This is a genomic window from Mesorhizobium sp. B2-1-1 (genome assembly GCF_006442975.2).
Taxonomy (GTDB): domain Bacteria; phylum Pseudomonadota; class Alphaproteobacteria; order Rhizobiales; family Rhizobiaceae; genus Mesorhizobium.
In genome coordinates this window covers 1,928,676-1,942,679 of record NZ_CP083954.1, presented here as the reverse complement: position 1 = coordinate 1,942,679, position 14,004 = coordinate 1,928,676, and the positions used below count along the sequence as shown (strand labels likewise).

The window sequence follows — 14,004 nt, the reverse complement described above, 5'->3', positions numbered from 1 at the left end:
ACGGGTGAAGCCCGGCTTATCGGCCCACGGCCTGAAAAAATCAAACGAAATTGCTTCACCGATCAATGAGCGTTAGGAATAGATCATGAGCGTCCAACGTCGTCTTTTGCCTAACATCAACGCGCTTGCCGCCTTCGAAGCGGTGGCCCGGCTTGGCAGTTTCACCGCTGCAGCCCAGGAGCTGGATTTAACCCAGGGCGCCGTCAGTCGGCAGATCAGGCTGATCGAGGACCAGTTTGGCCGCCGGCTGTTCGAGCGCGACAGCCGTAATGTCCGGCTGTCGGCGGCGGGCGAAACCTACGCCGAAGTGGTCCGTTCGGCACTTGGCCAATTGCGCGACGCAGCGCTTGGATTGATGAGTAATCGGCATAGCGGCATCCTGAACCTCGCAATCCTGCCGACCTTCGGCACGCGCTGGCTGATGCCGATGATCCCAGACTTCGTCGACAACAATCCCGACATCACCATCAACTTCGTCACCCGCGTCGGCCGCTTCGACTTCGCCAGAGAGCGGCTGGACGCCGCCATCCATTATGGCCTGCCGGACTGGCCCGAGGCAGACTCGACGCTGCTGGTGCGGGAGGTGGTGGCCCCGGTGGTGTCGCCCGAATTTCTCGCCGAGCGCTCCATCGCCACGCCGGCCGACATCGGCCGTCTGCCGCTGCTGCACATGGCGACGCGGCCTGGCGCCTGGACAGAATGGTTTGAGCATCAGGGCCTGAGCGCGCCGACCGGACCGGGTATGCAGTTCGAACAGTTCGGCACCGCCGCCCAGGCCTGCATGGCGGGTCTGGGCGTGGCTCTGCTGCCGCAAATCCTCATCTCAGGCGAGTTGCAGCGCGGCCAGCTGGTGCCCGCGCCCGGCCAGCCTATGCACAGCCGCAGCGCCTATTATCTAGTCGTCCCGCACGACAAGCGCGGCCATCCGCCGGTCGCGAGTTTTCGAGATTGGCTGACGAGCCAGGTTGAAAAGGACCCGGCTGTTCTGGCGTGGTAGCTACTTCCGCTTCAACGCATCCGCCAACGCCGCGCCGAACGCACCTTGCTGCGCCGGTCGCTCCGGCTGGCGCTGCGGCGCGGGCGAGCGTGGCGCCGGCCTGCCGCCGCCATTGTCGCGCGGGCCGCGCGATGCGCCGCCCTCGCCACCATCCCTGCGCATGGAAAGCGCGATCCGCTTGCGCTTGATGTCGACATCGACGACCCGCACCTTGACCACGTCGCCGGCCTTGACCACCTCATGCGCGTCCTTGATGAAACGGTCGGCCAGTTGCGAAACGTGCACCAGCCCGTCCTGGTGGACGCCGATGTCGACGAAGGCGCCGAAGGCGGCGACATTGGTGACGGTGCCTTCCAGCAGCATGCCGGGCTTCAGATCCTTGATGTCGTCGATGCCGTCGGCGAAGGTTGCCGTCTTGAAGCCGGGGCGCGGATCGCGGCCGGGCTTTTCCAGCTCAGCCAAAATGTCGCGCACCGTCGGCAGGCCGAACCGCTCGTCCACGAAAACGCGCGGATCGAGCGCCTTCAGCGCCGCACTGTCGCCCATCAGCGAACGCACATCGCGCCCGCAGGCGGCGACGATCTTTTTGGCCACGCCGTAGGCTTCCGGATGCACGGCCGAGGCGTCGAGCGGCTCGGAGCCGTTCGGGATGCGCAGGAAGCCGGCGCATTGCTCGAACGCACGCGGCCCGAGGCGGGAGACCTTGAGCAAATCCTTGCGGCTGGCGAACGGGCCGGTGGCATCGCGATGCGCGACGATGGCGTCTGCGAGCGACGCCCCGAGCCCTGAAACCCGCGCCAGAAGCGGCGCCGAAGCCGTGTTGAGATCGACGCCAACCGCGTTGACGGCGTCCTCGACCACCGCCTCCAGCGAGCGGCCAAGCCGGTACTGGTCGACATCGTGCTGATACTGGCCGACGCCGATCGATTTCGGCTCGATCTTGACCAGTTCGGCCAGCGGATCCTGCAAGCGGCGCGCGATCGACACCGCACCGCGCAATGATACGTCGAGACCGGGGAATTCCGCAGCCGCCGTCGCCGAAGCCGAATAGACCGAAGCGCCGGCCTCGCTGACGATCACCTTGAGCGGCTTCGGCCCGCCGGAAGGCATGTCGGACAGCATGTCGGCCACCAGCTTCTCGGTTTCGCGGCTGCCGGTGCCATTGCCGATCGAGATCAGCTCGACCTTGTGCAGGCGAACGAGCTTGGCGAGCTCCGCCTGCGTGCCACGCACATCGTTCCTGGGCGGGAACGGATAGACCGTTGTCGTCGCCACCAGCTTGCCGGTGCCGTCGACCACCGCGACCTTGACGCCGGTGCGGATGCCAGGGTCGAGCCCCATCGTCGGCCGCGATCCGGCGGGGGCGGCGAGCAGCAGATCCTTCAAATTGCGGGCGAAGACGTGGATCGCCTCTTCCTCGGCCCGTTCGCGCAGGTCGCGCATCAGATCGAGCGTCAGGTGCAGGGATAGTTTTATGCGCCAGGTCCGGCCTGCGACCTCCATCAGCCAGCGATCGCCCGGCAGGCTGCCGCCGATGGCGTAGGCATTGGCGATCATCCGCTCTACCGGCTTCACCGGCGAAGAGTCGTCGGCATCGACCTCGATGTCGAGCGACAGCACCTCCTCGTTGCGGCCGCGCAGCATCGCCAGCGCGCGGTGACTCGGCACGGTGGCCCAGCGCTCGACATGGTCGAAATAATCGGAGAATTTCGCACCCGCCTGCTGCTTGCCGTCGACCACCCTGGCGCGCATGAAGGCGCGTTCCTTCATGTAGCTTCGCAGCTTGCCGACCAGGTCGGCATTCTCGGCGAACTGCTCCGACATTATGTCACGCGCGCCCTCAAGTGCCGCCTTGGCGTCGGCCACGTCCTCGGTCAGATAGGCCAGTGCGAGTTCCGCCGGCACCAGCGAACGGTCGGCCAGGATGGCTTCCGCCAGGGGTCCCAGCCCACGCTCCCGGGCGATCTCCGCCCTGGTGCGGCGCTTGGGCTTGTAGGGCAGGTAGATGTCCTCCAGCTCGGCCTTGGTGACGGCGGCGGCGAGCTTGGTTTCAAGTTCGTCGGTCAGCTTGCCCTGCTCCCGGATCGAGCCAAGGATGGTGTCACGCCGCGCGTCGAGCTCGCGCAGATAGGCAAGACGCTCCGACAGCAGGCGCAGTTGCGTGTCGTCGAGCCCGCCCGTCACCTCTTTGCGGTAGCGCGCCACGAACGGCACGGTCGCGCCTTCGTCGAGCAGCCCGATGGCAGCGGCAGCCTGTTCGGGCCGCGCTGTAATCTCGGTCGCGATAATGGCTGCGATGCGCTTGATGTCGGATGCCATGCCGTTCCTGCTCTTCTCGAAAAGAGCGGCGACCATAGGCGCAGATATCCTGCCCGCCAACCTTCGCGGTTTCGCCGGCGACAGAGGTCCACAGGAAAGCGCGCCCTAATGTTGCGGCCGCTCAGACCATCCGGCTCAGCGCTTCGAAGAATGCGACGATCTCGAGATCGAGAGGATCGTCGACCGGCTCGGGCTGCGACGACATCTTGGCGATCACCACTTCCGTCCGGGGTTCGACATAGAGCCACTGGCCATGGATCCCGATGCCGCAATAGGCCCCGTTCTCATGTCCTGTCTGGTACCATTTGTTGCGGTAGCGGCCCTTGGGAAACAGCGGCAGCATGGCGCCACGCTGCCAGGCTTCAGAACTGCCGCCGGTTACCGTGGTGTCGCGCACCCAGGCCTCGGGCACGATGCGGCGGCCATTCGCAGTGCCTCCTTGCCGCATCATCTCGCCGACGCGCGCCAGATCGCGCGGCGTCACCGAGATGCCGCCGGCAGTGCGCGCCGTGCCCTCCATGTCGACCGCCACCGAAGCTTCGCTGGCGGCGCCCAGCGGCAGCCACAGTTTCTCGCACATCAGGTCGGCGAAGCGCTGGCCGGACGCCCGTTCGAGCAGCAGGCCAAGCAGGTCGGAATTGGGCGACCGGTAACGGAAGGTCTGGCCCTGCGGCTCGGCGAGACGCTGCAGCGTCAGGAGGAATTCACGCAGGCTTTCCGTGCCGCCGCCCGGGTTCCACAAGGTGGCGCGACGGTAACGAGCAAAGGCGCTTTCGGGATCGAGGTAGGCCTCCTCGAAATCGAGGCTGACACTCATATCGAGCACATGCCGCACGGTAGCCTCGCCATAGGCCGAATCGCCGGCTTCCGGCATGTAGGCCGTCACCGGGGCTTCCGGATCGAACACGCCCTCGCCTTCCAATATGCCGGCCATGATCGCGGTCACCGACTTGCTGATCGAAAAGATGATGTGGCGGGCGTCGAAATCCATATGCGGCGCAAACCAGTCGCCGACGATCCTGCCGCCTCTCATGACGGTCAGCGCATCCGTGTGCGAGCGGCTGAGAAAAGCCGCGACGGTTTCCGGCGTGCTCGCCACCGCGATCTTTTCGTCGAGCAATCCGCCGAAATCCTCGGCCGGCGCCTCGTTGACCGGCAGGGCGGCGACACGCGCGCTCGGCACCAGCTCGCCGACGTTCTGGAATGACCATCGGTTGAACGGATTTTCCCGCCAGTTGGCGAGCAGCACCTGGTTGCGGCGGAAGCCGTAACGGGTCTCGAACGCGGTCTTGCCGGTCATGGCATTTCCTTCCAGGTCGTGTCTTGTGGGGGTTCAGCTCAGCGCGGCGGCGATGGCATGCACGGCCTTCAGCGTCGCCATGGAATAGGCGACGTTGCTGAAATCCGGCCAGCTCGAAAGCTTGACCACGACCATCCGCGTATTCCAGTCGATGTGGATCATCTGCCCGAACACGCCCCGGCACATCAGCGCCCGCGAATGTGGATTCTCGATCCAGAACTGGTTGCGATAGCTGCCCTCTGGCAGGCTCGGACTAAAGCCCGGCCCGTGGCTGCCGCTGCGCGTCGCCTCGATCCAATCGGCCGGCACGATGCCGCCGCCATTATCGAGGATCAGCTGGCCGAAGCGGGCATAATCGCGCAGCGTCGCGTTGAAGCCGCCATCGGCCAGCGCGTAGCCGGCGCTGTCGACGGTGAAGCAGGCGCTTTCATCGGCGCCGAGCTTTTGCCAGAGTTCTTCCGAGACCAGTTGCGCCAGCCGCTTGCCGGTCACCCGCTCCAGGATGAACGCGAGCACATCGGTTTCGACCGAGCGGTACTCGAATGCCGCCCCATGTGGCCGGACCGTCTCCGTCAAGCCCAGGATCAGCTCGAACATGTGCGCGGGCCAGCGAAAGTCCGGGTCGCTGCCCGGCGGCACCGGCTTCCAGCCGGTGGCGACATCGACCTGGCCTATGTCGGAATAACGGTCGTTATATTCCTCCGAGAAACACACGCCCGTCGTCATGTCGAGCACGTGCTGGACTCTGGCGCCGGCCCACCCGGTTGCCTTCAATTCCGGCAGGTAGTCCGTCACCGGCCTCGCCGGATCGACCAGCCCGCGCCCGGCCAGTATGCCGAACACCGAGCCGGTGACCGACTTGGCCATCGACTGCGACAGATGCAGCGTGCGCTCGTCCATGCCGTTGAAGTAGCGCTCAAAGGCTATCTTGCCGTCCTTGAGCACCAGGAAGCCATCCGTATAGGTCTCGTCCAGCAGGCCCGCGAGCGTCGTCTTCCGTCCCGTGCTGTCCTCGACCGGCAGCCCGTCGAGATCGACCTCGGCGCGTTCGAGGCGGTGACGGTGGCCGTTGCCGCGCCAGACTTCGACGGTCGGCAGAATTTCCCTGATGTGCTGGAAAGCCCAGCGGTTCCAGGGCGGCCTGTCCCAGTCGAGCCTTGGTGGCACCATGGCGGGCGGCGAGCCCTGCATGATCGGCGGCCGCGGATCGCTGTTGCGATAGGAGTCCATGAAAGCTATTCCCGGAAACGGAAAAGACCCGGCGGCATGTGCCGCCGGGTCCGTCATGCGGCGATTACTTCTGCAGTTCGGTCCAGATCTTGGTGTAAAGTTCCTGCGTCTCTGGCGCGCACATCTGCTGCAGTTCGCCAAGCGGCTTGGCGTCGGCCGGAATGACGACTTCCGGCGCGTCCTTCATGTCGGCCGGCATGTATTTGTCCGAACCGGCGATGGCATTGGCGTAACGATGGAAGGCCGAGAGGCCGGCCGCGTTTTCCGGATCCATGATGAAGTTCTGGAACAGCTTGGCGTTCTCGACGTTCTTGGCCTCTTTCAGGACGACGACGTTGTCGCTCCACAGGCCATAGCCTTCCTTCGGATAATTGAAGTGGATGGCCGGGTTGGCGAGGCGCTGACGCAAAGCCGAGCCATTCCAGTCGCTGGTTGCCTTGAAGTCGCCGGCGCCCATCTTCTCTATGGTGTTGTATTCCATGGCGATCCAGTTCGGCTTCGCCGCCACCAGCAGGTCACGTACTTTCTTCAGCACCGTCTTGTCGTTGGTGCATTGCTGGCCGCCGACATATTTGATCGCGGCGAACATCACGTCGCCCATCTCCGGTACGACGTTGACCTTACCCTTCAACTCGTCGGGCGTGTTGAAGATGATGCCCCACGTGTTGGCCGGGCCCTTGTAGGCGTCGGTGTTGACGACGACGCCGATCGTGCCCCAGGCCCACGGAACCGTGTATTTGCGGCCCGGATCGAACTCAGGATTGGCCCATTCCGGCGCCACGTTTTTGAAGTTCTCCATCTTGCCCGGATCGGTTTCCTGAACGAGGCCTTCCTTGATCCAGATCGGTACATAGGTCTGCGAAGGCACGGCAATGTCGAAACCGGTGCCGCCCTGGCGCACCTTGGCAAGCGCGGTATCGTTGGAATCGTAGTCGGTGATGGTCACCTTGACGTTGTATTTGGCTTCGAACTTCTTGATCACGTCGGGGCTGGTGTAATTGCCCCAATTGTAGATGTTGAGCACGCCGTCGGCGCGGGCAAGGCCCGTCGAAGCGAGCAACGCCAACCCCATGGCGGACGCCGTTGTCTTCCAGTTCATCGTATTAACTCCCATTATCGGTTTCAGTCTCGTTTCCTGCTGACAAAGAAAAACAACGTGACGATCGCGACCGAAAGCAGCAGGAAGGCGGTCGATATCGCGTTGATCTCGGGTGTGATGCCGCGGCGGATCTGGCCGAGCATGTAGGTGGGCAGCGTGTCCTGGCCGCCCGACTTGACGAATTCGGTGATGACGACGTCATCGAGCGAGATGACGAAAGCCAGCATCAGGCCGGCGAGGATGCCGGGCCACAAAAGCGGCAGCGTGATGCGGCGGAAGGTCTTCCACGGCGTCGCATAGAGGTCGGCGGCGGCGCGTTCCAGCGTCAGGTCCATATTCTCCAGCCGCGCCCGGATCGGCAGGTAGGCAAACGGGATGCAGAACGCCGTATGCGCGGCGATCAGGTAGCCAAGGCCGGAATAGCCGGTGAAGATCTTGATGCGCGAGAAGAAGATCAGCAGCGCCACGCCGGTGACGATTTCGGGCACCATCAGCGGCTGGTTGATGGCCGCGTATTTGAAGGTCAGCCCGGGATAGGGCGGTGTGCGCGTGGTGGCGAGCGCGGCCATGGTGGCGAAGATGGTGGCAAGGGCCGCCGCTATGGCGCCGATCTGGAAGGAACGCATCGTCGCATCGATGACCTGCGTGTTCTGCCAGGCCGACTGGAACCATTTGAGCGAAAACCCGCCCCATTCCGAGGTCGAGCTCGCCGCGTTGAAGGCGTAGATGACCAGCACGATGATCGGCAAATAGAGCACGACGAAACAGGTTGCCGCGATGGCGGTGAAGCCAGGCTGGTGCTTGATGGAGAAATTGCTAGCCATGACGCACCCCCGACTTGCCGGCGTTGCGCACATAGGCCAGCAGCGCCACCATGACGATGATCATGACCGTGATCGACAGCGCCGAGCCAAGCGGCCAGTTGCGGCCCTGTCCGAACTGCAATTCGATCAGGTTGGACAGCATCATGTTCTTGCCGCCGCCAAGCACGCTCGGCGTCACATAGGCGCCGAGGGCCGGAATGAAGACCAGGATGGAGCCGGCGATGACGCCGGGTTTGACCAGCGGGAAAATGATCTTGCGCAGCACCTTGAAGCGTGTCGCGTAGAGATCGTAGCCGGCCTCGACCAGCCGGAAATCGAGTTTTTCCATGCTGGCATAGATCGGCAGCACCATCAGCGGCAGGTAGACATAGGCCATGCCGATCAGGATCGCCGTGTCGGTGTAGAGGATCTGCACCGGCGCCGAGACGATGCCGAGCTTCAGAAGGATGGTATTGACGATGCCTTCGTTGCGGATGATCTGCAGAACAGCGAAAGTGCGGATCAGAAGGTTGGTCCAGAACGGGATGGTGATCAGGAACAGCCAGAGATCCCTGGTCTTTTCACTGCGCGTCGCCATGAAATAGGCGGTCGGGAAGCCGAGCGCCAAAGTCGCCAGCGTCGTCACCACCGCGAGCTTGATCGAGCGCAGGAAGATGGTGACGTGGGCGGCCGCCAGCGACAGCGTGTCGTCGAAAATGTCGCGTTCCATGAACACCGACACCCAGGCTTCCGGCGAAAATTGCCACTTCACGTCGCCATAGGCGCCGGGCGTCAGGAACGAATAGACGAGCACGATTAGCAACGGGCCGGTCGCGGCGAGCAGAATGACCAGCAGCGCCGGCGCTGACAGCAACCAGCGGGCGCGGACGTCGCGCCGCTCCGCTGCCTTGGCGACTTCTTCGGCGGTGGCCATCAGTCCCTCAGCACTTGCGCGGCGTCGTTGCCGATCAGGATGCCGACCTTGTCGCCGCGCTCGAAACCGCAGCCGGCGCTGCGCGTGTTCTGCTGGCGCACGGTGAAGGCTTCGCCGCTGTCGAGCTGGACATGGATATGCGTGTCGGTGCCGAAATAGACGATGTTGTCGACCGTGCCCGCCAGGTCGCCCTTGCTCTTGGTCAGCTTGGCATGCTCCGGCCTCACCACCACGGTGGCGTTGTCCTTCGGCTGGAAACCTTCGGCGACGGTCGCCTCGATGGTGGTGCCGGATTTGAGCGTCGCGCGCGCCTTGCCGTTGCCGGTGCCCGATATGGCCGCGGTGAGAAAGTTGGTCTCGCCGATGAAGTCGGCGACGAAGCGTTCGGCAGGCTTGTCGTAGATATCCCAGGGCGAGCCGACCTGCAGGATCTTGCCCGACGACATCACGGCGATGCGGTCCGACATCGTCAGCGCTTCTTCCTGGTCATGGGTGACGAAGATGAAGGTTATGCCGGTCTCGTGCTGCAGCCGCTTCAACTCGATTTGCATCTCCTTGCGCAGCTTGTAGTCGAGGGCGGAGAGCGGTTCGTCGAGCAGCAGCACCTTCGGTTGCGGCGCGAGCGCCCGGGCCAGCGCCACGCGCTGCTGCTGGCCGCCGGAAATCTGGCCGGTGCGCCGGCCCGCCAGCGCCTCCATCTTGACCAGCTTCAGCATCTCGGCAACGCGCGCCTTGATCTGCGCCTTGGGCTTGCCCAGCATCTCCAGGCCGAAGCCGATATTGTCTGCCACCGTCATGTGCGGGAACAGCGCATAGGACTGGAAGACGGTGTTGACCGGCCGCTTGAAGGGCGGCAATGGCGCGATGTCCTGGCCGTAAAGCAGGATTTCGCCGGCGGTTGGAAAGTCGAAGCCGGCGATCAGCCGCAGCAAGGTGGTCTTGCCGCAGCCGGATGGTCCCAGCAGTGTGAAGAATTCGTTCTCGCGGATGGATACCGAGACTGTGTCGAGGGCAGCGACCTGCCCCTCACCCGATCCGAAAATTTTGCTGACGTTTACTACTTCAATCGCATTCCGATCCGGTTTGTCCGGCACGATTACGCCTCACTGTTGACCCCGCTCTTGCTGGCGGAGCTTTTCCCCTATTGGATGTGACCACACGGCCGGTGGGTTGGCAAGTCCGGCATTGAATCACAGTTCAGTCGGTCATTTCAGTCCGCCATTTCAGCAGGCAGGCCGCATGCCATGTCAGGCCTGGTAGGTGACTTTGCCGCCGCAGATCGTCGTTACCGGGCGCACCTTGTGCAGGTCGGCCGGTGCCGTTTTTTCGATGTCGGCCGACAAAACCACCAGATCGGCCATATAGCCTGGCTTCAGCGTGCCCTTGCGGTGCTCGGCGAATTCGGCATAGGCGCCCTCGACCGTGTAGGCGGCGAGCGATTCACGCAGCGAGAAGCTCTGGTCCGGATCGCTTGATGCCCATGGTTTGCGCATTACTGCCGCCTGGATGCCCAGGATCGGATCGATCGGCGACACCGGCCAGTCCGACGCGAACACGACATGCGCGCCGGCATTCTTCAGGGTGCGCCAGGCATAGCTCAGCGGCCAGCGCGCCGGCCCGATGCGCGAGACGGTCGGCTCCAGCGGAAAATCCATGGCGCCGGGCGGATGCGGCGGCTGCATGGAGGCGATGACGCCGAGTTCGGCGAAACGCGGCACATCAGATGCAGCGATGACCTCTATATGTTCGACACGATGCCGGCTGTCGCGCTTGCCATTGGCCTTTTGCGCCGCCTCGTAGCCGTCGAGCACGGCGCGCACCGCGCCGTCGCCGATCGAATGCACGGCGATCTGCAGGCCGCGCCTGTCGACGGCGACGGCGAGATCGATGAATTGCTGGGGCGTGAACAGTGGTTCACCCACCCAGTCGGGACGGTCGGCATAGGGCTCGATCATGACGGCCGTCCAGGAATCGAGCACGCCGTCGTAGAACACCTTGACCATGCCTGACGACAGCCACTCGCCATTGTAGCGCTCGGCCATCGCCGAGGCCTTGTCGAGTATGTCGAGCGTCATGAAATTCTTGTAGTGGAAGGGTATCTGCACCCGGCAGGACAGACCCTCCTCGGCCTCGATCTCGGCCAGCAATTCGAGCTGGTAGAGATTGCCGTCCATGTTCTGGATCGAGGTGATGCCGTGGCGCGCGCACCAGGCGAGCCCGCGCCGCATGATGTCGCGGTCGGCGGCGCGCTCTTCCGCCGATGGCATCGGGTCCGGTTCGCCGCCTGTCGCCAGCCCGAGCCGCACCCGGCTCTCACCGGCAAGATCGAGAACCGGGCCGAAAGCCTCGCCCTCGCGCAGTTCGCCATTGGCCAGGCCGTCGTCGCCCATGACGATCTCATTGCCGGGGCCAAGCGCGCGCCCATTCAGGATGCCGGCCATGTCCAGCGCCCTGCTGTTGGCCCACATCGTATGGTGATCGGGCGCGGCCATGACGAAGGGCCGGTCCGGCAGGATCGCATCGAGATGATGGCGCGTCACTCGCTCGTCATCGAGCACGGTGTAGTCGACGCCCTGTCCGACCAGCATCTTGGCATCGGGGTGCGTCGACGCGTAGTCGCGGATCGCCTTTTGCAGCGCCTCGAAACCGTGGACGCCCGACAGCTGCAGATGCGCAAGCTCGGCCGCGCCTGAAAACAGATGCATGTGGGCTTCGATGAAACCCGGGATCACCGAACCGCCCCTGGCGTCGATGACCCTGGTGGCCGGGCCCTTGAACTCTTCGATGGAGGCTTGGCTGCCGAGAGCGACGATGGCGCCATCCTTGACGGCAACGGCTTCGGCGGTCGGATTGTCATCGTCCATGGTCAACACACGACCATTGATGACGATCAGATCCGCCTTGTGACCCGCACCCATGACAGACATCGCGACTCCGCGCTTTTGACTGAGACCGACAACCACTGCCCACGAGCTGCCGCTCCGCGGGAGGGGCGATGGGAAAAGATGATGCCGGCGCGCTGTCTTCGAAATTCCCCTTGTTATCCCCAAGGCAGCGTGGATAAAAGAATGCGACTAATCATTCGCGTTTGTCAACATGCGGAATTTGCAATGTATTGTGGATAACCCCGCCCCGATGTTGGGACCGGGCGGGGAACGAGGACATCAAGCCGTGAAGCGCAATCTCGATCGCAAAACCAGGATAGCGCTCGAACCGCGCAAGCAGCCGCGGCAACAACGGTCGAGCAAGGTGGTGGACCGGATTCTCGACGCGGCGCTGATCCTGACCCGCGAGCAAGGGACAAGGACGCCGACGACGCTCGCCATAGCGCAGCGCGCGGGCCTGTCGGTCGGTTCGGTCTACCAATACTTTCCCAACAAGGAAGCCATTCTCCTGGACCTCGCCCGGCGCTGGCTGTCATCCTTTCCCGAAGTGATCGCGAGGCGCATCAGGGTCGATCCGCCCACCAACCGCGAGGAGTTTCGGCGGGAGGTGCGCAGGCTCTTCACCGATACCTCCAGGCTTTATCTCGACAATGCCAGCCTGATGCCGGTGATCGAGGCGATTTCAGGCAACGCCGACCTGAGACCGATCCAGAACGAGTATGACGACCAGATCATCGCCCTCTATGCGGCGTGGCTGCGGCACGTGAACCCGGCTCTCGAAGACAAGGTCGCCAACCGGCTCGGCGTGCTGATGATGGAGGTCGGACACGCCTGCCGTCTTGTCGGCCTGAAAAGGGATCGCCGGACATACGACCTCATCGAGGACGATGTCGAAACCATGTGGCTCGCTCTGGTGACCCCCTACCTCAACCTTGACTGATTTCGCATTTCGAGAGGAATTTTATGAAGACTGTCTATTCGCCGCTTCACGCCGGCCACGCCGGCCAGATGGAACTGGTCACATCGGCGATCGTGCCGGGTTTCGAAAAACCCTCGCGCGCCGAGTTCATCAAGGCGCGGGTCGACAGCGAGAAACTCGGGCCGATCATCGCGCCGGCCGAGCATGATCTTGCCGCCGCCAAGCGCATCCACAGGGCCGACTACGTCGATTTCCTGCCGACGGTCTGGCCGCAATGGATCGCCGAGGGCCACACAGGCACAGCCATGCCCTTCACCTGGCCGACACGCGGCCTGCGCGGCGACGTGCCGCCCAAGCGCGTCGACGCCCTGCTCGGCTATTATTCCTTCGACGGCGGCGCCACCTTCGTCGAAGGAACATGGGATGCGATCAAGTCCTCCTACGACGTCGCGCTGACCGCCGCGGGCCTGGTCAAGGCCGGCGAAGCCTCCGCCTTCGCGCTCTGCCGTCCGCCCGGCCACCATGCCGGAGCCGGCTTCATGGGCGGCTATTGCTACATCAACAACGCGGCCGTTGCCGCGCAGTGGTTCCGCGACCAGGGGGCCAGCCGCATCTCGATCCTCGATGTCGACTATCATCACGGCAACGGCACACAGGAGATCTTCTACGACCGCGCCGACGTGCAGGTCCTCAATTTGCACGGCGACCCGATGGTCGAATATCCGTTCTTCCTCGGCCATGCCGACGAGCGTGGCGCCGGCGCGGGCGAAGGTTTCAACATCAACTATCCCATGCCGTTCGGCACCGGCTGGGACGCCTGGAGCGCCTCGCTGGAAGACGCCTGCGCCAGGCTCGCCGCCTACGCTCCAGACGTCGTCATCGTCTCGCTCGGCGTCGACACGTTCGAGAAGGATCCTATCAGCCAGTTCAAGCTGAAGTCGTCGGACTATCCCATGATCGGCCGCCGCATCGCCAGGCTCGGCCTGCCGACGCTGTTCGTCATGGAAGGCGGCTACGCCGTCGAGGAAATCGGCATCAATGCCGTCGGCGTGCTGACCGGCTTCGAGGGCCGGTGACACCGGCTGCCCGAAGCGCGGCAGCTCTCAGGGAAACCACGAAAAAGGGCGGCGTCAGCCGCTCTTTGACATCCTCTAGCCCCTTGGTGGGCGCGACTGAAACAGCCCCGGCCGAGAAGACCGGCTTGCATGGCTCGGGTATTTCCACGCACCGAAACGCGCGAAAATCGGCTCCTGAGTCGCGGCTTGAGTCCACTCGATTCGATTTTGTCAAATCGCGTTTGATGTCAGATTCATCTACGGGTAGATTAGACCCGAATCAGCCGGTCCTCGGGGGGCGCGGCGACCACCCAAAGTCTCAAGTGCCGGAATTTTCTGGCGCCAGACGCGGACGGCTTCGCGTTCCCTGAATGGATTCCGTCTGATCGGGCGCGACCCCGCGCTTGTGTGTGTCTCGTAAATGTAACGCGTTTTCAGGTTCGGCGGCTGGCTCTCCAGCATC

At 63.8% G+C, this 14,004-nt stretch carries 11 protein-coding genes; 3 read left to right on the top strand and 8 right to left on the bottom strand.

What is annotated here, in order from left to right; genetic code table 11:
- The first annotated feature begins 85 nt into the window (after window positions 1-85).
- Window positions 86-997, top strand: a complete 912-nt coding sequence (locus FJ972_RS09470; RefSeq protein WP_140496190.1) for a LysR family transcriptional regulator — start codon at window positions 86-88, stop codon at window positions 995-997.
- Here the strand turns inward: FJ972_RS09470 and FJ972_RS09465 are convergent, their stop codons facing one another.
- From FJ972_RS09465 to FJ972_RS09430, 8 genes are all read right to left on the bottom strand, one after another.
- Window positions 998-3,316 (bottom strand): Tex family protein, encoded by a 2,319-nt coding sequence (locus tag FJ972_RS09465; RefSeq protein WP_140522706.1) that lies wholly within the window; start codon window positions 3,314-3,316, stop codon window positions 998-1,000. It abuts the gene before it with no gap.
- A gap of 121 nt (window positions 3,317-3,437) precedes the next feature.
- On the bottom strand, window positions 3,438-4,616 hold the full coding sequence (locus FJ972_RS09460; protein ID WP_140522305.1) for a serine hydrolase domain-containing protein: 1,179 nt from the start codon (window positions 4,614-4,616) through the stop codon (window positions 3,438-3,440).
- 33 nt (window positions 4,617-4,649) lie between these two features.
- A complete protein-coding gene (locus tag FJ972_RS09455; protein WP_140496192.1) occupies window positions 4,650-5,846 on the bottom strand; it encodes a serine hydrolase domain-containing protein in 1,197 nt (398 codons plus the stop codon).
- 64 nt (window positions 5,847-5,910) lie between these two features.
- Complete coding sequence (locus FJ972_RS09450) at window positions 5,911-6,945, bottom strand: extracellular solute-binding protein (protein WP_140496193.1); 1,035 nt, start codon at window positions 6,943-6,945, stop codon at window positions 5,911-5,913.
- A gap of 23 nt (window positions 6,946-6,968) precedes the next feature.
- Window positions 6,969-7,769, bottom strand: coding sequence for an ABC transporter permease (locus FJ972_RS09445; protein WP_140496194.1), 801 nt, complete (start codon window positions 7,767-7,769; stop codon window positions 6,969-6,971).
- Entirely contained in the window at window positions 7,762-8,682 is a 921-nt protein-coding gene (locus FJ972_RS09440; RefSeq protein WP_140522306.1) for an ABC transporter permease, read from the bottom strand. The genes FJ972_RS09445 and FJ972_RS09440 overlap by 8 nt, the downstream gene beginning before the upstream one ends.
- Complete coding sequence (locus FJ972_RS09435) at window positions 8,682-9,776, bottom strand: ABC transporter ATP-binding protein (RefSeq protein WP_140522308.1); 1,095 nt, start codon at window positions 9,774-9,776, stop codon at window positions 8,682-8,684. Before FJ972_RS09435 ends, FJ972_RS09440 begins: the two co-directional genes overlap by 1 nt.
- 153 nt (window positions 9,777-9,929) lie before the next feature.
- Entirely contained in the window at window positions 9,930-11,609 is a 1,680-nt protein-coding gene (locus FJ972_RS09430) for an amidohydrolase (protein ID WP_140522310.1), read from the bottom strand.
- A 244-nt stretch (window positions 11,610-11,853) separates the two neighbouring features.
- On the opposite strand from FJ972_RS09430, the gene FJ972_RS09425 reads away from it, so the two are divergent.
- Complete coding sequence (locus FJ972_RS09425; RefSeq protein ID WP_140522311.1) at window positions 11,854-12,507, top strand: TetR/AcrR family transcriptional regulator; 654 nt, start codon at window positions 11,854-11,856, stop codon at window positions 12,505-12,507.
- Between the two features lie 23 nt (window positions 12,508-12,530).
- Window positions 12,531-13,562 carry a histone deacetylase family protein gene (locus FJ972_RS09420; protein WP_140513627.1) on the top strand — a complete coding sequence of 344 codons (1,032 nt, stop codon included), beginning with the start codon at window positions 12,531-12,533 and terminating at the stop codon, window positions 13,560-13,562.
- The last annotated feature ends 442 nt before the right edge of the window (window positions 13,563-14,004 follow it).

What these genes read in the sequence shown, in the direction of transcription:
- FJ972_RS09465 (WP_140522706.1), bottom strand. Translation starts at nt 3,316, where the DNA reads ATGGCATCCGACATCAAGCGCATCGCAGCCATTATCGCGACCGAGATT.
- FJ972_RS09445 (WP_140496194.1), bottom strand. Translation starts at nt 7,769, where the DNA reads ATGGCTAGCAATTTCTCCATCAAGCACCAGCCTGGCTTCACCGCCATC.
- FJ972_RS09450 (WP_140496193.1), bottom strand. Translation starts at nt 6,945, where the DNA reads ATGAACTGGAAGACAACGGCGTCCGCCATGGGGTTGGCGTTGCTCGCT.
- FJ972_RS09440 (WP_140522306.1), bottom strand. Translation starts at nt 8,682, where the DNA reads ATGGCCACCGCCGAAGAAGTCGCCAAGGCAGCGGAGCGGCGCGACGTC.
- FJ972_RS09430 (WP_140522310.1), bottom strand. Translation starts at nt 11,609, where the DNA reads ATGTCTGTCATGGGTGCGGGTCACAAGGCGGATCTGATCGTCATCAAT.
- FJ972_RS09420 (WP_140513627.1), top strand. Translation starts at nt 12,531, where the DNA reads ATGAAGACTGTCTATTCGCCGCTTCACGCCGGCCACGCCGGCCAGATG.
- FJ972_RS09455 (WP_140496192.1), bottom strand. Translation starts at nt 5,846, where the DNA reads ATGGACTCCTATCGCAACAGCGATCCGCGGCCGCCGATCATGCAGGGC.
- FJ972_RS09470 (WP_140496190.1), top strand. Translation starts at nt 86, where the DNA reads ATGAGCGTCCAACGTCGTCTTTTGCCTAACATCAACGCGCTTGCCGCC.
- FJ972_RS09460 (WP_140522305.1), bottom strand. Translation starts at nt 4,616, where the DNA reads ATGACCGGCAAGACCGCGTTCGAGACCCGTTACGGCTTCCGCCGCAAC.